Here is a 24,189-nt window from a genome sequence, read left to right as displayed (position 1 = left end):
GAATATCTATATCAAATTCCACAATTTTAGAAAAGATTGTAGAAGAAGTAACAAGAAAATAAACCGAAACGCTGTCATTATTAAATGAGTTTAGATCGAGAAGATCAAAAAAATAAGGTTAAGTTAATAAGGGCGCACGGTGGATGCCTTGGCACTAGAAGCCGAAGAAGGACGTGACTAACGACGAAATGCTTTGGGGAGCTGTAAGTAAGCGCTGATCCAGAGATGTCCGAATGGGGGAACCCACTAGCTGATGGCTAGTATCCATAACTGTTAAGGTTATGAGAAGGAAGACGCAGTGAACTGAAACATCTAAGTAGCTGCAGGAAGAGAAAGCAAACGCGATTGCCTTAGTAGCGGCGAGCGAAACGGCAGAAGGGCAAACCGATGAGTTTACTCATCGGGGTTGTAGGACTGCAACGTGGGACTGTAAGTCATAGAGGAATGACCTGGGAAGGTCAGCCAAAGAGAGTAAAAGCCTCGTACTTGAAATGACGCACAGCCCTAGCAGTATCCTGAGTACGGCGAGACACGCGAAATCTCGTCGGAATCTGGGAGGACCATCTCCCAACCCTAAATACTCTCTAGTGACCGATAGTGAACCAGTACCGTGAGGGAAAGGTGAAAAGCACCCCGGGAGGGGAGTGAAATAGAACCTGAAACCGTGTGCCTACAACAAGTTCGAGCCCGTTAATGGGTGAGAGCGTGCCTTTTGTAGAATGAACCGGCGAGTTACGCTATGATGCGAGGTTAAGTTGAAGAGACGGAGCCGTAGGGAAACCGAGTCTTAATAGGGCGCAATAGTATCATGGTGTAGACCCGAAACCATGTGACCTACCCATGAGCAGGTTGAAGGTGAGGTAAAACTCACTGGAGGACCGAACCAGGGCACGTTGAAAAGTGCTTGGATGACTTGTGGGTAGCGGAGAAATTCCAAACGAACTTGGAGATAGCTGGTTCTCTCCGAAATAGCTTTAGGGCTAGCGTCGATATTAAGTCTCTTGGAGGTAGAGCACTGTTTGGGTGAGGGGTCCATCCCGGATTACCAATCTCAGATAAACTCCGAATGCCAATGAGATATGATCGGCAGTCAGACTGCGAGTGCTAAGATCCGTAGTCGAAAGGGAAACAGCCCAGACCACCAGCTAAGGTCCCCAAATATATGTTAAGTGGAAAAGGATGTGGGGTTGCACAGACAACTAGGATGTTAGCTTAGAAGCAGCTATTCATTCAAAGAGTGCGTAATAGCTCACTAGTCGAGTGACCCTGCGCCGAAAATGTACCGGGGCTAAAACATATTACCGAAGCTGTGGATGACACAAAGTGTCATGGTAGGAGAGCGTTCTATGTGTGAAGAAGGTGTACCGTGAGGAGCGCTGGAACGCATAGAAGTGAGAATGCCGGTATGAGTAGCGCAAGACAGGTGAGAATCCTGTCCACCGTAAGACTAAGGTTTCCAGGGGAAGGCTCGTCCGCCCTGGGTTAGTCGGGACCTAAGGAGAGACCGAAAGGTGTATCCGATGGCCAACAGGTTGATATTCCTGTACTAGAGTATATAGTGATGGAGGGACGCAGTAGGCTAACTCAACCGGACGATTGGAAGAGTCCGGCTAAGCAGTGAGGTGTGTTAGGAGTCAAATGCTTCTAACTATAACATTGAGCTGTGATGGGGAGCGAAATTAAGTAGCGAAGTGAGTGATGTCACACTGCCAAGAAAAGCTTCTAGCGATAATTATACTCTACCCGTACCGCAAACCGACACAGGTAGTCGAGGCGAGTAGCCTCAGGTGATCGAGAGAACTCTCGTTAAGGAACTCGGCAAAATGACCCCGTAACTTCGGGAGAAGGGGTGCTGTCTAGAGACAGCCGCAGTGAATAGGCCCAAGCAACTGTTTATCAAAAACACAGCTCTCTGCTAAATCGTAAGATGATGTATAGGGGGTGACGCCTGCCCGGTGCTGGAAGGTTAAGAGGAGTGCTTAGAGTAAGACTCGAAGGTATGAATTGAAGCCCCAGTAAACGGCGGCCGTAACTATAACGGTCCTAAGGTAGCGAAATTCCTTGTCGGGTAAGTTCCGACCCGCACGAAAGGCGTAATGATTTGGGCACTGTCTCAACGAGAGACTCGGTGAAATTTTAGTACCTGTGAAGATGCAGGTTACCCGCGACAGGACGGAAAGACCCCATGGAGCTTTACTGCAGTTTGATATTGAGTATCTGTACCACATGTACAGGATAGGTAGGAGCCGAAGAGTTTGGGACGCCAGTTTCAAATGAGGCGCTGTTGGGATACTACCCTTGTGTTATGGCTACTCTAACCCGGATAGGTAATCCCTATCGGAGACAGTGTCTGACGGGCAGTTTGACTGGGGCGGTCGCCTCCTAAAAGGTAACGGAGGCGCCCAAAGGTTCCCTCAGAATGGTTGGAAATCATTCGCAGAGTGTAAAGGTATAAGGGAGCTTGACTGCGAGAGCAACAACTCGAGCAGGGACGAAAGTCGGGCTTAGTGATCCGGTGGTTCCGCATGGAAGGGCCATCGCTCAACGGATAAAAGCTACCCTGGGGATAACAGGCTTATCTCCCCCAAGAGTTCACATCGACGGGGAGGTTTGGCACCTCGATGTCGGCTCGTCGCATCCTGGGGCTGTAGTCGGTCCCAAGGGTTGGGCTGTTCGCCCATTAAAGCGGCACGCGAGCTGGGTTCAGAACGTCGTGAGACAGTTCGGTCCCTATCCGTCGCGGGCGTAGGAAATTTGAGAGGATCTGCTCCTAGTACGAGAGGACCAGAGTGGACTTACCGCTGGTGTACCAGTTGTCTCGCCAGAGGCATCGCTGGGTAGCTATGTAGGGAAGGGATAAGCGCTGAAAGCATCTAAGTGCGAAGCCCCCCTCAAGATGAGATTTCCCATAACATTAAGTTAGTAAGAGCCCTGAGAGAAGATCAGGTAGATAGGTTAGAAGTGTAAGTGTGGTGACACATGTAGCGGACTAATACTAATCGCTCGAGGACTTATCCAAAGTAAACCGAAGACAATATTGACAGATAAAGGATAACTTGTTAGAATATAGGTATTCAATTTTGAATGGATTATCCACTCAGATTAGTTAAGTGACGATAGCCTAGGAGATACACCTGTACCCATGCCGAACACAGTAGTTAAGCCCTAGTACGCCGGAAGTAGTTGGGGGTTGCCCCCTGTTAGATAAGGTAGTTGCTTAGCTTTTATCCGCCATAGCTCAGTTGGTAGAGCGCATGACTGTTAATCATGATGTCACAGGTTCGAGCCCTGTTGGCGGAGTTAGTATAAAGAGCTAGTTATCAACTGTAGTGGGTGACTTATGATTAAACACGAGAGAGAATCAGATTGATTCTCTCTTTCTACCATTTGTCAAGTTTATCAAGGGTTTAACTTGACAAATATGATCATAAAGTGACTGTATAGAGATTACTGACTCATCTCCGTCACTCATTTAGTTAAAAAAGAACATGCCAAAACAACACCTTATGTTGGCAATTTTTTGATAAGAGGCAATCGTATGTGGCTTAGTTGAAGTCATCTGCGATTGTCTTTTTCGTTTCTCATAGAAATTTGCGATATGGCAGGGATTAGTGTGACTAGCTGTAGCGATGTTGTGGATGCCCTTTAATAGAATCTTTCTCGCGTAAGGGTTCCCGCGTTTGGTGATATGTTCTTTGGCTAAGAAGTTCCCAGATTCATAGTGTCTTAGATCAATCCCAATAAAGGCGTTGATTTGATTGGCAGACTGAAAACGGCGAATGTCTCCGAGTTCGCCTATAATGCTTGTCGCTGTGGTTTCCGCTATTCCAGGAATAGAGAGAAGGATTTCATATTCTGGTAATGGCTGAGCGAATGTGACCATTTCGTCCCGAACAGTTTGTCTCCGATTAGATAGTCTAATCAGTTCTTGTGCATAGTAACGGACCTCTTCAATGACTGGAGAGGTTTTCTTGACCGCACCATAAGACTGTTTGGCAAGTTCAATAAGTTTTTCAGTCAGATAAGCGACGCGCTTTTCGGAAATCCGTTTGGTCGTGGACTTTCGGATGCTGTCCAACAACTCACCTTGAGTTAAGCTCAATACAACCTCTTTGCACGGGAAAGTCATGACCAAGTTCCAGTACTGTTCACCAGTTGGTGTCGATAAGAGGTTTTCTAACTCAGGGAAAGTGACCTGCAGCAAGGCGATTCTTAGCACGGACAATATCTTCTGTCAGATTCTGATAAAAGCGGCTTAAATCACGTAGCTGTTGATAGATTTCCTTTTGGACATAGGTTGGTTTACGATTCAGTACAAACTGAGACTGTGCTAACTTTTCAGCGTCAATTTTATCGGTTTTACGGACACGTAGGCTGTCCAGTTGCTTCTTAGCTTCCAGCGGATTGAGTCGAGTATAGGCGTAGCCGTTGTCTTCAAGAAAGGCCTGAAGACGACGAGAATAGACACCTGTCGCTTTCAAAGACAATCTCAGGATTAGGGACAGTTTTCAAGTCTCCTAGAAGCTGATTAAAGCCGATAGAATCATTAGGCATGGTGTAACCGTGAACCTTCTCACCGTTGACTAGAATGGCCACTTCTGAACTTGTTTTACTCACATCAATCCCAAATACTGTTATTACCTCTTTGTCTTGTTTGATTCCTTGTTTTAATGATGTCATTTTCAATACTCGACGTCTAGCGTCCCACATACTTTGATAACATTCTCCCTAAAACAGGTGTCTTGCCAGTTTTTATTACGACGTCTAGCGTCAAAAAGCCCTACGACTTAACAAGACACCTCTACTTTAACATAACGAAAAAGTAGTGAGTACTCTCTCCCGTCGGAGATTTCCTCACTACTAATCTTAGTATGTTTTCAGGCTCTATAATTTCTGTAGTGGGTAAATTCTTCTCGGAGATTATGGAGTCTTTTTGAATATAGCAAAAAAGTCCCATATGACTTATAATGAAGAGCAACCAAACTACTCATTAGAAAGACTCATATGGAACAATTAGATTATATCAAAGATTCGCTTGACATTAAAGACCCTAACATCACTTTTGAAAAGACATTTGACAAGTTCTTCACTCACAGAGAATATCATGCCAAGTTAGATGATGAACCCCCGCAATGCCCTGTTTGTCAAGATAAAATGGCAAAGTACGATTTCCAAAAGCCATACAAAATTCCCTATCTGGAAATGGCGGGTTGTAAAGTACTGATTCGTCTCAAAAAGCGTCGCTTTAAATGTCAAGCGTGTGGGAAAATGGCTGTCGCTAAGACCTCTCTAGTCAGAGAAAATCATCAGATTCCCAACATCATTAACCACAAAATCACCGACAAACTCATGAGCCGTGAAGCAATGACAAAAATCGCTGAAGACCTGTCTGTCTCTGTGTCAACTGTCTATCGGCAACTCAACCGCTTTGAATGCAAGACCGACTTAACCTGGTTACCTGAGAACATGTCCTGGGATGAGTATGCTTTCAAGAAGGGAAAGATGAGCTTTATTGCCCAAGATTTCGATGCTAACAAGATTATCGCTATCCTTGATGGGCGGACGCAAGCTGTCATCAGAAATCATTTCATGCGGTATTCTCACAAGGTGCGCAGTCGTGTCAAAGTCATCACCATGGATATGTTTAGTCCCTATTATGACATCGCTAAGCAACTGTTTCCTAAGGCGAAGATTGTTCTCGATAGGTTCCACATTGTTCAACATTTATCTCGTGCCATGAACCGTTTCCGTATCCAAATCATGAACCAATTTGAGCATCAATCTTACGAATATAAGGCCTTGAAACGTTACTGGAAACTAATCCAACAAGATAGTCGTAACCTAAACGATAAACGGTTTTATCGTCCAACTTTTCGCATGCATTTGACCAATCAAGAGATTGTGCAACGTCTTTTGAGCTACTCTGATGAGCTACGTCACCACTATGAACTCTTCCAATGCCTGCTCTTTCATTTCCAAGAAAAGCAGGAGAAACACTTCTTTGAACTCATTTCTGATACCATCAAACAGGTCCATCCCATCTTCAAGACCGTCTTGTCAACCTTTCTAAAAGACAAAGAGAAGATTATTAATGCCTTGAAACTACCTTATTCCAATGCCAAACTAGAGGCGACCAACAACCTTATTAAAGTCATTAAGCGAAATGCTTTTGGCTTTAGGAAGATGAAAACTTCAAAAAACGGATTTATCTTGCTTTGAACACAACAAAAGAGAAGACCAAACTGGTCCTCTCTCGGTGTTAGCTATAAGTCAACCCACTACAGTTGACAATGAGCCTGTTTTCATATACTCAAAAAGCTCTATTGCTTCCAGAGTGATTTTACCCACTTCAGAAATGATAGAGCTTTTAGAGTTGAGTGCTGTTTGGTATTGACGAAGTGATAGGCAGTATTATCGTAAGCGCCCAATAACGAGGTATATTGAAAAACATTCCAAAATCTGGACTGACTCTGGAATGTTTTCTATTGACAGTTGTTTTGAATACTTTCCGCCCACGGTAAATAAGCCTCTAGAACGTCCTTATTGGCGAGACTTTCCTCGCTAGGTAGATGCTCTAGAAGATAGGTCATGTATTTCTCAGTATTGAGATCATGACGCTTAGCTGTTTCTAGTAAGCTCATGATGATGGCTGTTGATTTGGCTCCCTCAAAACTCTGAGAAAAAAGCCAGTTCTTACGCCCCATAACTAAGGATTTGATGGCACGCTCAGCTAAGTTATTGGAAAGGACTAGTCTGCCATCTGTCAGAACTGTCTTAAAGATTTCCTCATACTTGAGGCTATAGTCTATAGCACGACCTAGTTTTGAACCAGGCAAAACAGCCTGCTCACGACACCAGTCGAAGAACTCATCCATCAAGGGAGCTAGCTCTACCTGTCGCTTGTGCAGTCGTTCCTCAATAGAGAGATCAACCCAGCTCTGTTCTAAGGCAAACAGCTGGTCGCAATACCTTTCTGTTTTCTATTAACAGTATACTGGAGGAGTAAGAGGATGACTAGATACCTTGTTATGGAGCGCTTACGTATTATCTGGAGCATTAGTTCATTAGATTTTAGAAAAATGCTGAGTAGAGGGCTTTGATTGCTTCTTTTTCTTGCTGGGTTTTTATGACAAACATAATTGAAACTTCACTTGAACCTTGAGAAATCATCTCTAAGTTGATATTTTTCTCAGATAAGACTTTTGTTGCGGAAGCTGTGATCCCAATATGATTTTTCATTTTTTCTCCTACGATCATAATGATTGAGAGGTCTTTTTCGATGTCAACTTCATCCACGTGGAGTTCATTTTGAAGATAATCAATTATTCTTTCTTCTTTTTCTGGCGTTAATTCGCGTTTTCTGAGTACAATGGACATGTCGTCAATTCCTGTCGGAATGTGTTCCCAGCGCATATTAAGCTCTTCTAAAAGTTGTAAAACTTTACGACCGAATCCGATTTCTCTGTTCATTAGGTATTTAGAAATATTGATACTAACAAACTGATCGTCTCCTGAAATGCCAACAACCGGTAAGTCTAGATGTTCATGCTTTAGAATGACTTTTGTGCCTGGATGGTCAGGATTATTGGTATTTTTAATGACGAGAGGAATCTTAGCGCGATAGACAGGAATAAGAGCCTCGTCGTGTAGGACTGAAAAACCTGCGTAGGCTAACTCTCGCATTTCTTTGTAAGTTAATTCACTAATGGAATGCGGTTTATGAACAACGCCTGGATGAGCTGCGAAGATACCATCAACGTCAGTGAAGTTTTCATAGAGATCAGCCTGTGTTCCAGCAGCAATTAATGAACCAGTAATATCTGAGCCACCACGTGAAAAGGTGCAAATATGATTATCAATGGTTACTCCAAAAAATCCTGGGATGATAGATATATGTGGGCTGTGAGTTATTTTTTCAATGTGATGGTAACTCGTTGGTAAGACTCTCGCATTTTGCGGTTCACTTGATACAAAAAGCCCAGCTTCTCTAGGATGTAAGTAAACAGCATTCAAACCATTTTCTTTAAAGTAAGCAGCAATTAATTTGGCATTATTATCCTCTCCAGCAGCTAAAAAAGTGTCGTATAGATAAGGATTGTTTTCAATTGGGAGTGTCGCAAGATGGTCGATGGCGTTTTGAATCGTATCAATGATTGTTAAATCAAGATTAAGTTCGATTGCTATATCACGATATCGTTCAACAATCCACTTTTTTTCTTCAGCCGTTTCTTCGTGATTAATGTAATGATTGTAGTAATTGATAAGAGCGTCTGTTACTTTGATGTCTTCGGAATGTCGTTTACCTGGAGCAGACACAACGATGAAACGTCGCTCTGGATCACTTTTGACAATATTGAGAACTTTTTGTAATTGTTCAGCTGAAGCAAGTGAGCTTCCGCCAAATTTTGTAACTTTCATAATGTTACCCCTCAGAAAAGTGTATTAGCAAAATTATAACAAATTTCAGATAATTTACAAGATTTAATTTCATATATGCGTTGCGCTGAGTGAGTATTAGCTTGATAGTAACTTAGCACTAATCTGAATGAACCTCGGTTGATTTCAAGTATGAGAGAATAGGCATCAGGTATGACTTGTACTATAAATGTCAGCTTCTATAGTGTCAGTCTTCAGTTTTAAAAGTATTCTCACTTGAACCGATGCTCTCAGTAGCTTGTTCTATTTTTTGAGTTGTGATACCAGTTGAATCAGGTTCAGTTTACAATGTGTTGATTTTTTTATCAACTTAACTTGTATTGGTATACATAAGAACCAGTCGAACTGCTTTGAAGCAATTTGAAATCGCTGTGATGGGTAGGTGATAGTGCGGTCACGTAATCAACCCAATTTGTAAAATTAAGCTAGACATAATGAATGATCTTCTTATGATGGAGGCCTACTGCCAAGAAGGTATGATAATCATGGGCACAGTGAAATCGCTGTGAAAATCTAAACAGACGATCTATAAAGTTATCCATTTTTTCAAAGAAGGATATCTAGCTTTCGATTACTATGAACGCTGCCAAACTAACAAAACACGTTGTGATCGTCATAACGTACAGCTTACTGAACTTGTGAAAGACTTTATCTAAAGTCATTTGGAACTTGATTGGAGTATCGATGTAATCCAAGGAATCTATCCAGATAAGATTCCATGTACTATGCTCACCCATTATCGTCTCTTTGAAAGAGAAAATAGTAGGAGGAAAACACGTTTTTCGAAGGAGTATTCGTGAAGGTGTTGAGTTAGATCTAATGTTTGAAACGGCATTTGGGTGCATACTATTGCTGATAAGAAGTATAAGGGTGCCGCGATTAGGCTAATGGAAAAACAGTCAGAAGCCATTGTCGGTCTCCAAGCTAAAGGACGAAAAGCTGCTGATATTGAAGGTGCTATCAATCAATGACTGTTTTAATTTCCAAAACATCTCTTTCAGGCTATAGTATTTGATTGCAGTCAGAAATTTTCTAACTAGGCATTTATTGCTAATCAGAATGATATTGACATTTTTTTACGGATCCTGGTTTTTCAGGGCAGAAAGGGTTTAAGGAAGATTCCAAGGGCTTGTTAAGATGTCATGGTCTTCCAAAACAAATGGATTCCACTCATATGTATCAACACCTATTATCAGCTATAGCTGATAATAGGAATAGGATTTCTAGAAAATCATTGCATTATTAAACACCTTACTACGCTTTTTTGAGAATATAAATCAGGATGGCTTTATTTGATAGTTTAAGCAATAAAAAACAGTGTCACCAATAGGGATAGACAAATGCTACTGTCATTTCTGTAATAGGTGATGGTAGCTAAAGGTAAGAGGATATAAAAGTGCTATTTCTAACTGTTTGAAGTTTTAAGAGCTACAGATGGGATGTGTCATATCCTGGCTGAGTTTATTGGTGGCTTCTTGATGAGTGGTTGGTGCTATAAAATCCTTGCAAAATAATTTCACCTTTGATATAATTTGATAGTCAAACTTTATGGAGGTTATTTTGGTGGATTACAAGGAAATCAATGATTACCTAGTAGGTATTTTTAACAATATACTCGTTATTGAAGAAGCTAGTTTGAAAACAAGTCGTTTCAATGATGTTTCAATTAAAGAAATGCATACTATTGATGAAATCGGTAATACTCCAGACGCGACTCCTAGCGACATTGCTAAGGCTTTAATGGTGACATTAGGAACGGTTACAACGAGTTTGAACAAGCTAGAGAAAAAAGGCTATATCATTCGAACCAGATCTAATAGAGATCGTCGTGTGGTGCATTTAAGTCTCTCTCAGAAAGGGCGTCTTCTGTTTCGCTTACACCAAAAATTTCATATGAATATGGTTAAACAGATTACTGATGGTTTTGATGAGGAGGAGTTTGCAATCATGAGTCGTGGTTTGAAAAATTTGAATCAGTTTTTGGAGGACCTTAAATAATGGGTTTTGCAAAAATTTCACAAGTAGCTCACTATGCTCCTGAAAATATTGTCACCAACAACGAGTTATCTCAAATCTTAGATACCAGTGATGAATGGATTACTAGCAGAACAGGAATCAAGCAGCGTCATCTATCTCAAACTGAGCAAACGAGTGATTTGGCCACTAAGGTAGCCCAATCTTTACTGGAGAAGTCTGCTTTGAATGCTGAAGAGCTAGATTTTATTATCGTTGCAACTATGACGCCGGATAGTAATATGCCTTCTGTAGCTGCTAAAGTTCAAGGTAATATTGGCGCTGGAAAGGCTTTTGCTTTTGATGTGACAGCAGCATGTAGTGGTTTTGTATTTGCTCTGGCAACGGCTGAGAAGTTTATTGCTTCGGGTGCGTATCACAAAGGATTGGTTATCGGAGCGGAAGTGATGTCTAAGGTTCTTGATTGGACAGATCGATCGACAGCTGTTATATTTGGTGATGGAGCTGGAGGAGTGCTCTTAGAGACTTCAGATCAACGACATTTTTTGGCAGAATCATTGAATACCAAGGGAAGTCAGTGGGAAAGTTTACAATCTGGAACAAGAAGTTTGGTCTCTCCTTTTAGTCAGCTTATAGAGCAAGAATCTTCTTATTTGAAGATGGATGGAAGAGCGGTTTTTGATTTTACCATCAAAACAGTATCGAAGAGTATTGCTCAGTTGTTAGATAATCACAATGATTTAAAGATTGATTATTTCTTATTACATCAAGCTAATGTCCGAATTCTGGATAAGATGGCTAGAAAAATATCGGTAGATCGAGATAAGTTTTTGGCGAATATCCAAGATTATGGTAATACTAGCGGTGCAAGTATTCCAATCTTATTATCGGAAAGTGTAGAGCGAGGTTTAATCACATTAGATGGTTCTCAAACAGTTTTTCTTTCTGCCTTTGGCGGAGGTTTGACATGGGGAAATCTAATTGTTAAAATTTAGTTAACTTTGTGCAGATAGCACATTTATATATTATTTATTTTCTAAGGAGAAAAAACCATGGCAGTATTTGATAAAGTACAAGAGATTATCATAGAAGAACTTGGCAAAGAAGCAGAAGAAGTAAAGATGGAAACAACTTTTGATGATCTTGATGCAGATTCACTGGATGTCTTCCAAGTCATTTCTGAAATCGAAGATGAGTTTGATATTCAAATCGAAACTGAAGAAGGTCTCAACACTGTGGGTGACTTAGTTGCTTATGTTGAGGACAAAACAAAATAAATGTTCGAGGTTGAGAACAACTCAGCTCCTAAGGTTGGTAAGTGACATTTTGACTGTTAACTTCTAACTGGCTTATGGGAGTGGGATGATAAATGATTAGAGTATTTCTATCTAGTATATCTCCCACTCCTTCTTATTTTAATTATATAATTTGATTATCAAATCATTTAAAATAGAAAGTATTATTCAAACTGTTTATGAAAACACGTATTACAGAACTCTTAAATATCAAATACCCTATCTTTCAAGGTGGTATGGCTTGGATTGCCGATGGCGACCTTGCTGGTGCCGTCTCTAAAGCAGGTGGCTTAGGCATTATCGGTGGTGGCAATGCGCCTAAAGAGGTTGTTAAAGCCAATATTGATAAAATTAAGGCAATGACAGACAATCCTTTTGGTGTTAATATCATGTTGTTATCGCCTTTTGTTGATGACATTGTTGATTTAGTGATTGAAGAAGGCGTTAAGGTTGTAACGACTGGTGCTGGTAATCCAGGTAAGTATATAGAGCGTCTACATGCAGCAGGTGTTATTGTCATTCCAGTTGTGCCTAGTGTTGCTTTAGCCAAAAGAATGCAGAAATTAGGTGTAGATGCTGTGATTGCTGAGGGGATGGAAGCAGGTGGTCATATTGGGAAATTGACAACAATGACTTTGGTTCGTCAAGTGGTTGAGGCCGTTGATATTCCTGTTATTGCGGCAGGCGGTATTGCAGATGGTCGCGGTATGGCAGCTAGCTTTATGTTGGGAGCAGAGGCTGTTCAAGTCGGAACACGCTTTATCGTAGCCAAGGAATCTAATGCTCACCAGGCTTTCAAAAACAAAGTCTTGAAGGCAAAAGATATCGATACGGTGGTTTCGGCTTCCATTACTGGACATCCTGTTCGTGCTATTAAGAATAAATTAGTAATTGCTTATAGCCAAGCTGAAAAAGATTTTCTTGCTGGTAAACAATCAATTGAAGAAATTGAAGCATTGGGTGCGGGAGCTCTTCGCAATGCTGTTGTCGACGGTGACGTGATTAATGGTTCTGTGATGGCTGGGCAAATTGCTGGTTTAGTTAATAAAGAAGAAACGTGTACTGATATTTTAGAAGATTTGTATTTAGGGGCTAAAGCAGTCATTGCTGAGGAAGCTAACCGTTGGACAAATCTTATAGATTAAATTAGGGAGAAAAGATGACAAAAACGGCTTTTTTATTTGCGGGTCAAGGGGCACAAACCCGAGGTATGGGACGTGACCTGTATGAGCATTTTGAAATGGTGAAGAAAACGTTTGATCAAGCCAGTCAGATTTTAGGCTATGATATTCGTTCTTTGATTGATGACAATCAAGATAAGTTGGATCAGACGAGCTATACCCAACCTGCTATCTTGACGACTTCTGTAGCTATTTACAGGCTTTTAGTAGAAAAAGGGATTCGTCCAGATATTGTGGCGGGCTTGTCTTTGGGAGAATATTCAGCCCTTGTTGCTGCGGGCGCATTAGAGTTTGAAACGGCTTTAAGAGTGGTTGCAAAGAGAGGTCAATTGATGGAAGCAGCAGCTCCTGCTGGTATCGGAAAAATGGTTGCTATCATGAGTACAGATGCTTCGCTTATTGAAGACGCTTGTCAAAAAGCTTCTGACATAGGTATCGTTAGTCCTGCTAATTATAATACTCCTCAGCAAATCGTTATTGGTGGTGAGGTTGCTGCTGTCGATAAGGCTCTTGCTATCTTAAAAGAAGCGGGTGTCAAACGTATGATTCCACTTAAAGTTTCAGGCCCTTTCCATACAGCTTTGCTTCAAAAAGCTAGCCAAGGTTTAGCAGACGTTCTAGAAAAGGTGACTTTTAATGACTTCAAGATTCCCCTGGTTGGCAATACAGAAGCTAAAATGATGGAAAAGGATGACGTTAAATCTTTGTTAGCACGTCAAGTGATGGAACCTGTTAGGTTTTATGACTCAATAGCTGAAATTCAGGCACTTGGTGTTGACCGAGTAATTGAAATTGGTCCTGGGAAGGTTTTATCAGGATTTGTCAAAAAAATCGATCGGAGTCTTCCAACCATATCGGTCAATGATCTCGCTAGTTTGGAACAATTACTTAAATCATAAGTGAGGGAAAAATGGAAATTAAAGCTAAAAATGTGTTTGTAACAGGATCGACTCGTGGGATTGGTTTAGGCATTGCTCATGAATTTGCCCGTTGCGGAGCCAATGTAGTCTTAAATGGCCGTTCAGAGATTTCAGAGGAAGTGTTGAATCAATTTTCCGACTACGATGGTAAAATTATCGGTATTTCAGGTGATATTTCCCAGGAAGCAGATGCCAAACGTATGGTTAAAGAAGCTATTTCAGAGTTTGGTGGTCTTGACGTTTTGGTTAATAATGCTGGTATCACTAATGATAAATTGGTATTAAAAATGACTGAAGCTGATTTTGAGCAGGTTTTAAAGATCAATTTGACAGGCACCTTTAATATGACTCAGGCTGTTTTAAAAACGATGACTAAAGCTCGTCAAGGCGCCATTATTAACATATCATCTGTGGTTGGTTTGACGGGTAATGTTGGTCAAGCTAACTATGCAGCGTCAAAAGCTGGCTTAATAGGATTCTCAAAATCAGTAGCGAGAGAAGTTGCTGCTCGTGGGGTAAGGGTAAATGTTATTGCACCTGGTTTTATAGCATCGGATATGACGGATGCTATTCCTGACAAAATGAAAGATATTATTTTAGGACAGATTCCAATGAAGCGTATCGGTAAGCCAAAAGAAGTTGCTCAAGTAGCGGTCTTTTTAGCAGAGCAAGAGTATTTAACCGGTCAAATCATCGCTATTGATGGTGGTATGACCATGATTTAAATCTCTTCTATCGACTAGCTAAGAGTGGTCTGAATGACTACAATCCCATCTATAAATGAAATAAAGGAGAATTTATGTCAACGAATCGTGTCGTTATTACAGGATATGGTGTGACATCACCTATCGGAAATACACCTAAAGAGTTTTGGAAAAGCTTAGAATCTGGTACAATTGGTATAAAACCAATTACAAAATTTGATACTTCAGAAATTCCTGTGTATAATGCTGGAGAGATTCGGGATTTTCCATTTGATAAGTATTTTGTTCATAAGGATAGGAATCGGATGGATTTGTATTCACTTTATGCTATCTATGCGACGCTAGAAGCTTTGGAAAATGCTGGTCTTGATATGGATACGGTTGATCGTGATCGCGTTGGGGTTATCGTTTCTTCCGGTATTGGTGGTCTTGAAGAGATGCAAGAGCAAATTATCCGTATGCATGAAAAAGGTATGAGACGCATTAAGCCTATGTTTATTCCTAAAGCTCTTTCTAATATGGGTGCTGGAAATATTTCGCTTCGTATCGGTGCTAATGGTGTTTGTAAGTCGATTACGACAGCCTGTGCGTCAGCTAACGATGCTATCGGAGAAGCTTTCCGTGAAATTAAATTCGGCTATCAAGATGTGGTTCTAGCTGGCGGGTCTGAAAGTGCCATTAATGAAATTGGTATTGGTGGTTTTAATGCTTTGACGGCTCTCTCGACAACAGAAGATCCTGCTCGCTCAGCTATTCCATTTGACAAGGACCGTAATGGTTTTGTGATGGGAGAGGGCTCAGGAGTGCTAGTGGTGGAAAGTTTAGAGCATGCCCAAAAACGCGGGGCGACTGTCTTAGCTGAGATTGTCGGCTACGGTAATACCTGTGATGCTTATCATCAAACCAGTCCATCTCCAGACGGGTCAGGTGCTGCTAAAGCAATGGCACTAGCAATCTCAGAAGCAGGGATTGAGCCGAGCGATGTGGATTACGTTAATGCACATGGTACTTCTACACAAGCTAATGAACAGGGTGAAAGTCAAGCAATCGTTGCTCTCTTAGGCAAAGATGTGCCTGTGTCGTCAACTAAGTCATTTACTGGGCATTTATTAGGGGCAACTGGTGCCGTTGAAGCAATTGCTACCATTGAGAGCATGCGTCATGGTTTTATTCATATGACTGCTGGTACAAGAGAATTATCAGAAGATATAGAAGCCAATGTGGTGATGGGGCAAGGGCTTAAAGCAGATATCCGCTATGCCATTTCCAATACCTTTGGATTTGGTGGACATAATGCGGTTCTTGCCTTCAAACGTTGGGAGGATTAAAGGTGAATCTTTCAGAAATTAAGGACTTGATGCGTCAATTTGATGAATCTAGTCTTCGCGAATTTTCGTTTAAACAAAATGGTAACGAGTTGCGCTTTAGTAAGAATGAGTGGCAAGATGTGCCAATGTTAGCGCAAGCTAGTGCTGTTTCAGAGTTAGCTCATCATGCAGTGGACTCTTCAGAGCTTAAACTGGCATCGGCTTTGGATCAGACTGAATTGCTGTCAGCTCAAGCTGCAGAAGGAGAACTTGTGGAAAGCCCCTTGGTTGGTGTGGCTTATTTGTCACCGACACCTGAGAAAGCTAGGTTTGTCTCAGTGGGTGATTCCGTTAAAAAAGGGCAAACCCTGATGATTATTGAAGCTATGAAAGTTATGAATGAAGTGCCTGCGCCGCGTGATGGAATGGTGGTGGACATTTTAGTTTCTGATGAAGATGTGGTAGAGTATGGACAAGGGTTGGTGCGGATTAAATGATTGATATTAAAGCTATTCGTGAAGCTTTACCACACCGCTATCCCATGCTTTTGGTTGACCGTGTTTTAGAAACGAGTGATGATGAGATTGTTGCTATTAAAAATGTGACGATCAATGAACCCTTTTTCAATGGACACTTCCCAGATTACCCAGTAATGCCAGGTGTTTTGATTATGGAAGCTTTAGCTCAAACAGCGGGTGTTTTGGAATTGTCGAAAGACGAAAACAAGCGTAAGTTGGTTTTTTATGCAGGCATGGATAAGGTTAAATTTAAAAAGCAAGTGGTGCCTGGAGATCAGTTGGTCATGACAGCAAAGTTCATCAAACGTCGCGGTAGTATTGCTGTTGTGGAAGCAAAGGCCGAAGTTGAAGGTCAATTGGCTGCCAGTGGCATACTTACTTTTGCTATTCGTGACTAGAACTGTTGACAAGTCTATTTGCACAGGCTTGTGGTAAGGAGAACTCAAATGTTTAAGAAGCTACTGATTGCTAATCGTGGTGAAATTGCAGTACGTATTATTCGGGCAGCGCGTGAATTAGGTATTGCCACGGTTGCCGTTTATTCGGAAGCTGACAAGGATGCCCTTCATACCATTTTGGCCGATGAGGCTATCTGTATTGGGCCGGCACGCTCAGCAGACTCGTATTTAAATATGAGCTCTGTACTATCGGCTGCCATTGTTACTGGAGCTGAAGCCATTCACCCAGGCTTTGGCTTTTTAAGTGAGAACGCTAAGTTTGCTACTATGTGTGAGGAGATGAACATCAGTTTTGTTGGTCCTTCTGCACAGGTTATGAACAAGATGGGTGACAAAATCAATGCACGCCGTGAGATGATAGCAGCAGGTGTTCCGGTTATCCCAGGGTCTGATGGTGAGGTTCATACAGCTGACGAGGCTATGGCCATCGCTAAGCAAATTGGTTATCCAGTGATGTTAAAGGCTTCGGCTGGCGGTGGCGGAAGAGGGATTCGTAAGGTTGAGCAAGAGTGTGAGCTAGCTGAAGCGTTTGAGTCAGCTTCAAAAGAAGCCTTAGTTGCCTTTGGTAATAGTGCCATGTATGTTGAGAAAGTCATTTACCCTGCTCGTCATATTGAAGTTCAGATTTTGGGGGATCATTCTGGGAATATCATCCATCTAGGAGAACGTGATTGCTCTTTACAGCGGAACAATCAAAAAGTTTTAGAAGAAAGTCCATCAGTTGCTATCGGGAAAACCCTTCGCCAAGCCTTGGGCGATGCTGCTGTTCGCGCGGCTAAAGCGGTCTCTTATGTTAATGCTGGCACTATCGAGTTTCTCTTGAATGAGCAGTCAGGAGACTTTTACTTCATGGAAATGAATACTCGTATTCAAGTAGAGCATCCTGTGACGGAATTTGTAACGGGTACTGATATTGTTAAGGAACAGATTAAGATTGCTGCAGGTCACAAACTATTGATGACACAAGATGAGGTGGCTATTCGTGGTCACGCTATCGAGTGTCGGATTAACGCTGAAAATCCTGACTTAAACTTTGCACCAAGTCCAGGTAAGATTACCAATGTGCATATACCAGGAGGGAGTTTGGGACTTCGTGTTGATTCTGCCGTTTACAATGGTTATGCTATTCCTCCTTACTACGATAATATGATTGCTAAGATCATTGTGCATGGGGAAAACCGCTTTGATGCGCTTATGAAGATGCAACGTGCTCTTTATGAATTTGAAATAGAGGGTTTGGTAACGAATGCGGACTTCCAGTTGGATTTGATTTCAGATCAGCATGTGATTGCTGGTGATTACGATACCTCATTTTTGACGGAGACATTTTTACCGGTTTATCAGAAACGAAAAGAGGTCGACTGATTAGAAAGGTGATGTATGGGCTTATTTGATCAAAAGAATAAGTACTTTAGAATTAATCCAAATCGTTCTTTTAAGGGGGACAATGCGCCTAGGCCTGAAGTTCCTGATGAACTGTTTGCTAAGTGTCCTGCCTGTAAGCACTTGATTTACCAAAAAGATTTGGGGTTAGCTAAAATTTGTCCGACTTGTTCTTATAATTTTAGAATTTCAGGTTTAGAGCGTCTGGCGATTACAGCTGATGAGGGTACCTTTGAGGAATTATTTTCTGGTATTGAGACCAAGGATCCCTTGCGTTTTCCAAAATATCAGGAAAAGCTTACTCAGGCACGTGAAAAAACTGGTCTTGATGAGGCTGTTTTGACAGGATTGGCTGAAATTAAAGGGCAAAAAACAGCTCTAGCTATCATGGATGCTAATTTTATCATGGCCTCGATGGGGACTGTTGTTGGTGAGAAGATTACTCTTTTGTTTGAGCTGGCAACAAAGAAGAAACTTCCGGTGGTTATTTTCACTGCTTCTGGTGGTGCTAGAATGCAAGAGGGGATTATGAGTCTTATGCAGATGGCTAAGGTTTCTGCGGCTGTAAAACGTCATTCCAAAGCTGGGCTCTTTTATTTGACTGTTTTGACTGATCCGACAACTGGGGGAGTGACAGCTAGTTTTGCCATGCAAGGGGATATTATTTTAGCTGAGCCTCAAACACTCGTCGGATTTGCGGGACGTCGCGTTATTGAAACGACAGTGAAAGAAGATCTGCCGGAGGATTTTCAGAAGTCAGAATTTCTTTTGGAGCATGGTTTTGTGGATAAGATTGTCAAACGTATAGATTTGCCTCAAGTGATTGGGAGCCTGCTGGCTTTTCATGGAGGTATGCCGTGAGTGATGTGTCAAGAATTTTAAAAGAAGCGCGTGATCAGCATCGCATGACGACTTTGGATTATGCTGAAACGCTATTTGAGGATTTTATTCAGCTACATGGCGATCGTCAGTTCGCTGATGATGGAGCAGTAGTTGCTGGACTTGCTCGTTTGGACGGTCAGCCAGTGACGATTATTGGGATCCAAAAAGGCAAGAATTTACAAGATAATCTTCATCGTAATTTTGGACAACCTCATCCTGAGGGCTATCGTAAAGCCTTGCGCTTTATGAAACAGGCTGAGAAGTTTGGTCGTCCTGTCATTACTTTTATTAATACAGCCGGTGCTTATCCTGGGGTGGAAGCAGAGGAGCGTGGTCAGGGAGAAGCGATCGCCAGAAACCTACTTGAAATGAGTGACCTGAGGGTGCCGCTTATCGCTATTATCATCGGTGAAGGTGGTTCTGGTGGAGCTCTAGCTTTAGCAGTTGCTGATCGCGTTTGGATGTTAGAACATACCACGTATGCTGTTTTGAGTCCGGAAGGCTTTGCCTCGATCTTATGGAAAGACGGCAGCCGAGCTCCAGAAGCGGCGGAATTGATGAAAATCACAGCTGGAGAATTACTCAATATGGGAGTAGTTGATAAAGTCATTCCCGAGCATGGTTATTTTTCAAGTGAAATAGCTGATATGCTAAAAGCAAATTTGATTCAAGAACTAGCATCTCTTAAACAATTGCCGATAGAAGAATTGTTAGAAAAAAGATATGAGAGGTTTAGGAAGTATTGAGCAAGAAAAAAATCCTTGAGGAATCAGGGATTTTTTTCTTTATGAATGATGAATCGGGACGTAAGCACTAAATTTGCTATAATTTTCTTTGCTTAAATGTGAATCGGTAATGATCAAATCTAGTTGCTCCAAATTATAAAAATCATAAAAATCGAATTTATTGAATTTGGTGCTATCAGCTAACAAAAATTTTTTCTCAGCATTGTCCAAAGCTAGTTGTTGAATGATTCCTTCGCTATCGCTATAAGTCGCAATTTGTTGGTTATTGATACCATTTGCACTAACAAATGTTTTTGAAAAAAACATATTTTCAAAACATTTTTGCGTGAGTGGTCCCACAAACGCCCCTGTTATTGAACGAAATTCACCTCCGAGAAGAATTAAATCAATGTCTGCTTTATTTTTTAATATATCAAAGACAGGTAGGCTGTTGGTAACAATACGAAGATGTTTATTATGTATGACCTTAGCTAATGCTTCTAGGGTTGTACCTGGTCCTATAAAAATACTATCTCCATCGTCAACCAGATCAACTGCTAGTTTTGCAATTTCTTCCTTTTCAAGTATATGAACGGTTTGTTTTTCGATGTTGGAGAGCTCTTTTTTATTATTTTTACTGATAGCTTGTGCTCCACCATGTATCCTCGTTAACTTACCTTCCGTATTGAGTTGGTCTAAATCGCGTCTGATTGTCATATCAGAGACATTGAGTTTCTCTGTTAAATCATTGATAGTAATAATTCCTTTACGGTTAACTTGGTCTAGTATACGCATTAGGCGTTCTTTTTTTAACATGAGTAATCTCCTTCATTGTTTTTAGTTTAGTTTGTTACAGTGGTTGAGTCAACTTTCCCAACATTTAAGTAATAATTTAAAATCAATTACTTAACATTTTTTATAGAGTAAAATCTCAAAAGATTAATTTATATAATAATTTACAACAATATTATAACATATAAAAACGAACAAAAACAAACAAATAAAAAAAATATAAATAAAATATTGACAAAATAAAACAAAAGCGCTATCATTAAAGTGTAAACGGTTACTTGTACAAGGAGGTATCCCTATTGAAAAATATTTTATTCACAGATGCTACTAGTCAGGAAGAGCTCTTCGATGTGGTGGCAGATTACATGGAATCAATTGCTTATGTTACGAAAGATTATAAGCAATCGGTTAAATCAAGAGAGGAGGAATTTCCAACGGGTTTAAAAATAGATTTGAAAGATGGAACAGATACTCTGTTTGCTGCCATTCCGCACACTGAACCACAATACTGTTTAGTTGAGACGGTAGTTTATGTTAAAAATGAAAATCCTATTCTTTTTAAACATATGATTAATCCTTCTGAGGAATGTTTTGTTCAAGATTTTTTCTTTATTATTAACAATAATAAAGAAAGTCAGACCGATATTCTTTCAAATTTAATTACATTTTTTATTACTAAAGGTAATTTAGACTATTTGCATGAATGTGATAGAGATAAAGAATCTATTGCCAATTATTTAACAGAAAAAGGAGTATTTCAAAATGATTAAAATTTTAGCAGCATGTGGCGCAGGTGTAAATTCCAGTCATCAAATTAAAGATGCTATTGAATCAAAAATGTCTGAAAAAGGCTACGAGGTGAGTTGTGATGCTGTTATGGTAAAAGATATCACGGAAGAAATGGTTAGCAAGTACGATATCTTTACTCCGATTGCTAAGACTGATCTTGGATTCTCGATTCCTATTCCTATCGTAGAAGCTGGTCCGATTTTATATCGCATTCCGACGATGAGTGAGCCGGTGTTTGAAGAACTGGAGCGTGTTATCAAAGAGAATGCACTAAGCTAATGGAATAAATGAAGGGATTTCTGATTATGCAAGTCATATTAGATATAATAAATAACACATTCAAGCCGATTATTGATATGGGTTCCGGTGTTGTCATGTTGATTGTAATGACAGTTCTTGCCATGGCTTTTGGAGTGAAGTTTTCAAAAGCGCTTGAAGGAGGTATAAAGCTAGCGATTGCATTGACAGGTATCGGGGCGATTATAAACATTTTGACAGGTGCCTTTTCTGAATCATTGCAGTCATTTGTTGAAAATACAGGGATAAGTTTGAATATTATAGATGTGGGATGGGCACCTTTGGCAACTATTACATGGGGATCGCCTTACACCCTATACTTCTTATTGGTGATGTTAATTGTTAATATTGTTATGATTGTACTTAATAAAACCAATACTTTAGATGTTGACATTTTTGATATTTGGCATTTGTCTATTACAGGATTACTGATTATGTGGTATGCAGATAAAAATGGATTACCAATTGTTTTCTCTATAATTGTTGCTACATTTGCTGTTATTTTGGTGGGCGTTCTAAAGATAATTAATTCTGATTTGATGAAACCCACCTTTGATGATTTAATGGGAACAGGTTCTAGTTCTCCGATGACCTCGACACATATGAACTATATGTTGAATCCTATTATTATGGTATTTGATAAGATTTTTGATAAATTTTTCCCAGGGTTAGATAAGTATGACTTTGATGCGGCAAAATTAAATAAAGCTATTGGTTTTTGGGGTTCTAAATTTTTTATTGGTATGATTCTTGGTTTTGTTATCGGTATTATGGGCGACCCACATCTCGGTATCGATTCAATTAAAAATTGGTTTGGACTTGGTTTTACTGCAGGGGCTTGTTTAGAATTGTTTTCATTGATTGGTTCGTGGTTTATTGCCGCTGTTGAGCCTTTGTCGCAAGGGATTACCAATTTTGCAAATTCTAAAATGTCAGGTCGTCGTTTTAATATTGGGTTAGACTGGCCATTTATTGCAGGACGTGCCGAAATTTGGGCGTGCGCAAATATTTTGGCACCTATTATGTTAATTGAAGCTGTATTATTATCAAAAGTTGGTAATGGTATTTTACCGCTGGCTGGTATAATTGCAATGGGATTGACACCAGCTCTTCTTGTTGTAACTAGAGGAAGACTGTTGCGCATGATTATCTTTGGGTCACTATTACTTCCGTTATTCTTATTATCAGGAACAATGATTGCTCCTTTTGCAACAGAGTTAGCTAAGAAGGTAGGAGCATTTCCTGATGGAGCGCAGGCTGGCTCGATGATTACTCACTCAACTCTTGAAGGACCAATGGAGAAATTATTTGGCTATGTTATTGGGCAAGCAACGACAGGACAAATTTCAGCAATTATTACATTTTTATTCTTTACAGTATTTTATATTGGTATTTTCGCTTGGTATGCTAAGGAAATGAAAAAACGTAATGCTGTTTATGAAAGTAAGAGCAACAATTAATGATTAGAAAGAGGCTTGTATGTCAGTTATTCTCGGTGCAGATGCACATGGTAATAAGTTAAAAGATATTGTTAAATCTTATCTGATTGAGCTTGGTAACGAAGTTATTGACACGACAGATACTAATAAAGATTTTGTAGATAATACTTTGGCTGTAGTAACAGAGGTTAATAAAGCAGATGATAATTTAGGCATTGTCTTTGATGCATTCGGAGCAGGACCTTTTATGGTTGCTACTAAAATTAAAGGCATGGTAGCTGCAGAAGTATCAGATGAACGTTCTGCGTATATGACGCGAGGACACAACAATGCTCGCATCATTACTGTAGGTGCAGAGCTCGTTGGTGAAACTTTAGCGAAAAATATTGCACAATCGTTTATCTCTGCAGATTATGATGGTGGCCGCCATCAAATCCGCGTTGATATGCTTAATAAAATGTCTTAAGAAAGGAGTTTGACATGAAAATTGCTATTGGTTGCGACCATATTGTTACTCGTGAAAAAATGGAAGTTTCAGATTTTTTGAAATCAAAAGGACACGAGGTGTTAGACTTTGGAACTTATGATAACACTCGAACTCACTACCCAATTTTCGGAAAAAAAGTTGGTGAGGCAGTAGCATCTGGCGAGGCGGATTTAGGCGTATGTATTTGCGGTACAGGTGTGGGGATTAATAATGCAGTCAATAAGGTGAATGGTATTCGTTCAGCTTTAGTTCGTGATCTAACGACGGCTCTTTATGCTAAAGAAGAACTTAATGCTAATGTTATTGGCTTTGGTGGAAAAATTGTTGGCGGTCTTCTAATGAATGACATTATTGATGCTTTCATTAATGCGGAATATCAAGAAACCGAAGAAAATAAAAAGTTGATAGCGAAGATTGCTCACGTTGAGAGCCAGCATGATGGACAGGAAGATCCGCATTTCTTTGACGAATTCCTAGAAAAATGGGACCGTGGTGACTATCATGATTAATTTATCTCTCACCTCATCATGAGGGAGTGGATGCTTTAAGAATAAATAATTAGGATGAGAGAGATGAATCAGGAATTAGATTTCCTTGAATTT

At 40.4% G+C, this 24,189-nt stretch carries 21 protein-coding genes, 1 tRNA gene, 2 rRNA genes and 2 pseudogenes; 22 read left to right on the top strand and 4 right to left on the bottom strand.

The features are described 5' to 3' along the window. Nucleotides 1-116 precede the first annotated feature (116 nt). From A2G56_RS05665 to A2G56_RS05655, 3 genes are all read left to right on the top strand, one after another. Nucleotides 117-3,019: ribosomal RNA gene (locus A2G56_RS05665) — 23S ribosomal RNA — on the top strand. Nucleotides 3,020-3,106: 87 nt separating this feature from the next. Next, nucleotides 3,107-3,222, top strand: a 5S ribosomal RNA gene (gene rrf / locus A2G56_RS05660). A gap of 5 nt (nt 3,223-3,227) precedes the next feature. Further along, nucleotides 3,228-3,300: transfer RNA gene (locus A2G56_RS05655), tRNA-Asn, on the top strand. Between the two features lie 172 nt (nt 3,301-3,472). Here A2G56_RS05655 and A2G56_RS05650 read toward each other — a convergent pair. Next, nucleotides 3,473-4,680, bottom strand: a pseudogene (locus A2G56_RS05650) (IS110 family RNA-guided transposase). Nucleotides 4,681-5,004: 324 nt separating this feature from the next. Between A2G56_RS05650 and A2G56_RS05645 the strand changes: the two are divergent. Beyond that, nucleotides 5,005-6,263 (top strand): ISL3 family transposase gene (locus tag A2G56_RS05645; RefSeq protein ID WP_099091472.1). Its coding sequence is split into 2 segments (ribosomal slippage): nt 5,005-6,184 and nt 6,184-6,263, totalling 1,260 coding nucleotides; the frame shifts between segments, so codons are not numbered across the junction. Between the two features lie 219 nt (nt 6,264-6,482). Here the strand turns inward: A2G56_RS05645 and A2G56_RS05640 are convergent. After that, nucleotides 6,483-6,968, bottom strand: a pseudogene (locus tag A2G56_RS05640) (IS66 family transposase); the annotation flags it as partial. A 103-nt stretch (nt 6,969-7,071) separates the two neighbouring features. Further along, a complete protein-coding gene (locus A2G56_RS05635; protein ID WP_062710224.1) occupies nt 7,072-8,418 on the bottom strand; it encodes an aspartate kinase in 1,347 nt (448 codons plus the stop codon). An 857-nt stretch (nt 8,419-9,275) separates the two neighbouring features. On the opposite strand from A2G56_RS05635, the gene A2G56_RS11065 reads away from it, so the two are divergent. The 13 genes from A2G56_RS11065 to A2G56_RS05575 all read left to right on the top strand — a co-directional run bounded on the left by A2G56_RS11065 (nt 9,276) and on the right by A2G56_RS05575 (nt 19,804). Next, nucleotides 9,276-9,407, top strand: a complete 132-nt coding sequence (locus tag A2G56_RS11065; RefSeq protein WP_257721914.1) for a hypothetical protein — start codon at nt 9,276-9,278, stop codon at nt 9,405-9,407. A 592-nt stretch (nt 9,408-9,999) separates the two neighbouring features. Continuing rightward, entirely contained in the window at nt 10,000-10,434 is a 435-nt protein-coding gene (fabT, locus tag A2G56_RS05630; RefSeq protein ID WP_062712490.1) for a fatty acid biosynthesis transcriptional regulator FabT, read from the top strand. After that, nucleotides 10,434-11,405 (top strand): beta-ketoacyl-ACP synthase III, encoded by a 972-nt coding sequence (locus A2G56_RS05625; RefSeq protein ID WP_062710221.1) that lies wholly within the window; start codon nt 10,434-10,436, stop codon nt 11,403-11,405. The genes fabT and A2G56_RS05625 overlap by 1 nt, the downstream gene beginning before the upstream one ends. A gap of 57 nt (nt 11,406-11,462) precedes the next feature. Next, a complete protein-coding gene (locus A2G56_RS05620) occupies nt 11,463-11,687 on the top strand; it encodes an acyl carrier protein (protein ID WP_062710218.1) in 225 nt (74 codons plus the stop codon). A 197-nt stretch (nt 11,688-11,884) separates the two neighbouring features. Beyond that, nucleotides 11,885-12,850 carry an enoyl-[acyl-carrier-protein] reductase FabK gene (fabK, locus tag A2G56_RS05615; protein WP_062710216.1) on the top strand — a complete coding sequence of 322 codons (966 nt, stop codon included), beginning with the start codon at nt 11,885-11,887 and terminating at the stop codon, nt 12,848-12,850. Between the two features lie 14 nt (nt 12,851-12,864). Beyond that, nucleotides 12,865-13,785 (top strand): ACP S-malonyltransferase, encoded by a 921-nt coding sequence (gene fabD / locus A2G56_RS05610; RefSeq protein ID WP_062710213.1) that lies wholly within the window; start codon nt 12,865-12,867, stop codon nt 13,783-13,785. Between the two features lie 11 nt (nt 13,786-13,796). Further along, the gene (gene fabG / locus A2G56_RS05605; RefSeq protein WP_062710210.1) at nt 13,797-14,531 is read left to right on the top strand and encodes a 3-oxoacyl-[acyl-carrier-protein] reductase; all 735 of its coding nucleotides are present in this window, start codon (nt 13,797-13,799) and stop codon (nt 14,529-14,531) included. Between the two features lie 74 nt (nt 14,532-14,605). Further along, the gene (fabF, locus tag A2G56_RS05600; RefSeq protein WP_062710207.1) at nt 14,606-15,838 is read left to right on the top strand and encodes a beta-ketoacyl-ACP synthase II; all 1,233 of its coding nucleotides are present in this window, start codon (nt 14,606-14,608) and stop codon (nt 15,836-15,838) included. 2 nt (nt 15,839-15,840) lie between these two features. Beyond that, nucleotides 15,841-16,314, top strand: coding sequence for an acetyl-CoA carboxylase biotin carboxyl carrier protein (gene accB, locus A2G56_RS05595; protein WP_062710204.1), 474 nt, complete (start codon nt 15,841-15,843; stop codon nt 16,312-16,314). Next, on the top strand, nt 16,311-16,733 hold the full coding sequence (fabZ, locus tag A2G56_RS05590) for a 3-hydroxyacyl-ACP dehydratase FabZ (RefSeq protein WP_062710201.1): 423 nt from the start codon (nt 16,311-16,313) through the stop codon (nt 16,731-16,733). The genes accB and fabZ overlap by 4 nt, the downstream gene beginning before the upstream one ends. A 48-nt stretch (nt 16,734-16,781) precedes the next feature. Next, a complete protein-coding gene (accC, locus tag A2G56_RS05585; protein ID WP_062710198.1) occupies nt 16,782-18,158 on the top strand; it encodes an acetyl-CoA carboxylase biotin carboxylase subunit in 1,377 nt (458 codons plus the stop codon). Nucleotides 18,159-18,173: 15 nt separating this feature from the next. Continuing rightward, on the top strand, nt 18,174-19,037 hold the full coding sequence (accD, locus tag A2G56_RS05580) for an acetyl-CoA carboxylase, carboxyltransferase subunit beta (RefSeq protein ID WP_062710196.1): 864 nt from the start codon (nt 18,174-18,176) through the stop codon (nt 19,035-19,037). Further along, nucleotides 19,034-19,804 carry an acetyl-CoA carboxylase carboxyl transferase subunit alpha gene (locus tag A2G56_RS05575; protein ID WP_062710193.1) on the top strand — a complete coding sequence of 257 codons (771 nt, stop codon included), beginning with the start codon at nt 19,034-19,036 and terminating at the stop codon, nt 19,802-19,804. Before accD ends, A2G56_RS05575 begins: the two co-directional genes overlap by 4 nt. 39 nt (nt 19,805-19,843) lie before the next feature. On the opposite strand, the gene A2G56_RS05570 is transcribed toward A2G56_RS05575, so the two are convergent. Further along, a complete protein-coding gene (locus A2G56_RS05570) occupies nt 19,844-20,599 on the bottom strand; it encodes a DeoR/GlpR family DNA-binding transcription regulator (protein WP_062710190.1) in 756 nt (251 codons plus the stop codon). 254 nt (nt 20,600-20,853) lie between these two features. On the opposite strand from A2G56_RS05570, the gene A2G56_RS05565 reads away from it, so the two are divergent. The 5 genes from A2G56_RS05565 to lacB are packed head-to-tail and all read left to right on the top strand — an operon-like array spanning nt 20,854 to nt 24,096. Continuing rightward, complete coding sequence (locus tag A2G56_RS05565) at nt 20,854-21,345, top strand: PTS sugar transporter subunit IIA (protein ID WP_082785114.1); 492 nt, start codon at nt 20,854-20,856, stop codon at nt 21,343-21,345. After that, nucleotides 21,338-21,643 carry a PTS sugar transporter subunit IIB gene (locus tag A2G56_RS05560; RefSeq protein ID WP_062710185.1) on the top strand — a complete coding sequence of 102 codons (306 nt, stop codon included), beginning with the start codon at nt 21,338-21,340 and terminating at the stop codon, nt 21,641-21,643. Before A2G56_RS05565 ends, A2G56_RS05560 begins: the two co-directional genes overlap by 8 nt. A gap of 26 nt (nt 21,644-21,669) precedes the next feature. After that, nucleotides 21,670-23,121 (top strand): PTS transporter subunit IIC, encoded by a 1,452-nt coding sequence (locus A2G56_RS05555; RefSeq protein WP_062712486.1) that lies wholly within the window; start codon nt 21,670-21,672, stop codon nt 23,119-23,121. 19 nt (nt 23,122-23,140) lie between these two features. After that, on the top strand, nt 23,141-23,566 hold the full coding sequence (lacA, locus tag A2G56_RS05550) for a galactose-6-phosphate isomerase subunit LacA (protein WP_062710182.1): 426 nt from the start codon (nt 23,141-23,143) through the stop codon (nt 23,564-23,566). 14 nt (nt 23,567-23,580) lie between these two features. Further along, entirely contained in the window at nt 23,581-24,096 is a 516-nt protein-coding gene (gene lacB, locus A2G56_RS05545; protein WP_062710180.1) for a galactose-6-phosphate isomerase subunit LacB, read from the top strand. Nucleotides 24,097-24,189: the final 93 nt, after the last annotated feature.

The organism is Streptococcus halotolerans (assembly GCF_001598035.1).
Lineage (GTDB): Bacteria > Bacillota > Bacilli > Lactobacillales > Streptococcaceae > Streptococcus > Streptococcus halotolerans.
The sequence above is the reverse complement of the archived record's forward strand: the minus strand, read 5'-3'. Positions and strand labels throughout refer to the sequence as shown.

Bases quoted from the DNA above. Each gene is read 5' to 3' on its own strand.
- A2G56_RS05635 (WP_062710224.1), bottom strand. From the start codon at position 8,418: ATGAAAGTTACAAAATTTGGCGGAAGCTCACTTGCTTCAGCTGAACAA.
- A2G56_RS05625 (WP_062710221.1), top strand. From the start codon at position 10,434: ATGGGTTTTGCAAAAATTTCACAAGTAGCTCACTATGCTCCTGAAAAT.
- A2G56_RS05620 (WP_062710218.1), top strand. From the start codon at position 11,463: ATGGCAGTATTTGATAAAGTACAAGAGATTATCATAGAAGAACTTGGC.
- fabK (WP_062710216.1), top strand. From the start codon at position 11,885: ATGAAAACACGTATTACAGAACTCTTAAATATCAAATACCCTATCTTT.
- fabD (WP_062710213.1), top strand. From the start codon at position 12,865: ATGACAAAAACGGCTTTTTTATTTGCGGGTCAAGGGGCACAAACCCGA.
- fabG (WP_062710210.1), top strand. From the start codon at position 13,797: ATGGAAATTAAAGCTAAAAATGTGTTTGTAACAGGATCGACTCGTGGG.
- fabF (WP_062710207.1), top strand. From the start codon at position 14,606: ATGTCAACGAATCGTGTCGTTATTACAGGATATGGTGTGACATCACCT.
- fabZ (WP_062710201.1), top strand. From the start codon at position 16,311: ATGATTGATATTAAAGCTATTCGTGAAGCTTTACCACACCGCTATCCC.
- accC (WP_062710198.1), top strand. From the start codon at position 16,782: ATGTTTAAGAAGCTACTGATTGCTAATCGTGGTGAAATTGCAGTACGT.
- accD (WP_062710196.1), top strand. From the start codon at position 18,174: ATGGGCTTATTTGATCAAAAGAATAAGTACTTTAGAATTAATCCAAAT.
- A2G56_RS05570 (WP_062710190.1), bottom strand. From the start codon at position 20,599: ATGTTAAAAAAAGAACGCCTAATGCGTATACTAGACCAAGTTAACCGT.
- A2G56_RS05560 (WP_062710185.1), top strand. From the start codon at position 21,338: ATGATTAAAATTTTAGCAGCATGTGGCGCAGGTGTAAATTCCAGTCAT.
- A2G56_RS05555 (WP_062712486.1), top strand. From the start codon at position 21,670: ATGCAAGTCATATTAGATATAATAAATAACACATTCAAGCCGATTATT.
- lacA (WP_062710182.1), top strand. From the start codon at position 23,141: ATGTCAGTTATTCTCGGTGCAGATGCACATGGTAATAAGTTAAAAGAT.
- lacB (WP_062710180.1), top strand. From the start codon at position 23,581: ATGAAAATTGCTATTGGTTGCGACCATATTGTTACTCGTGAAAAAATG.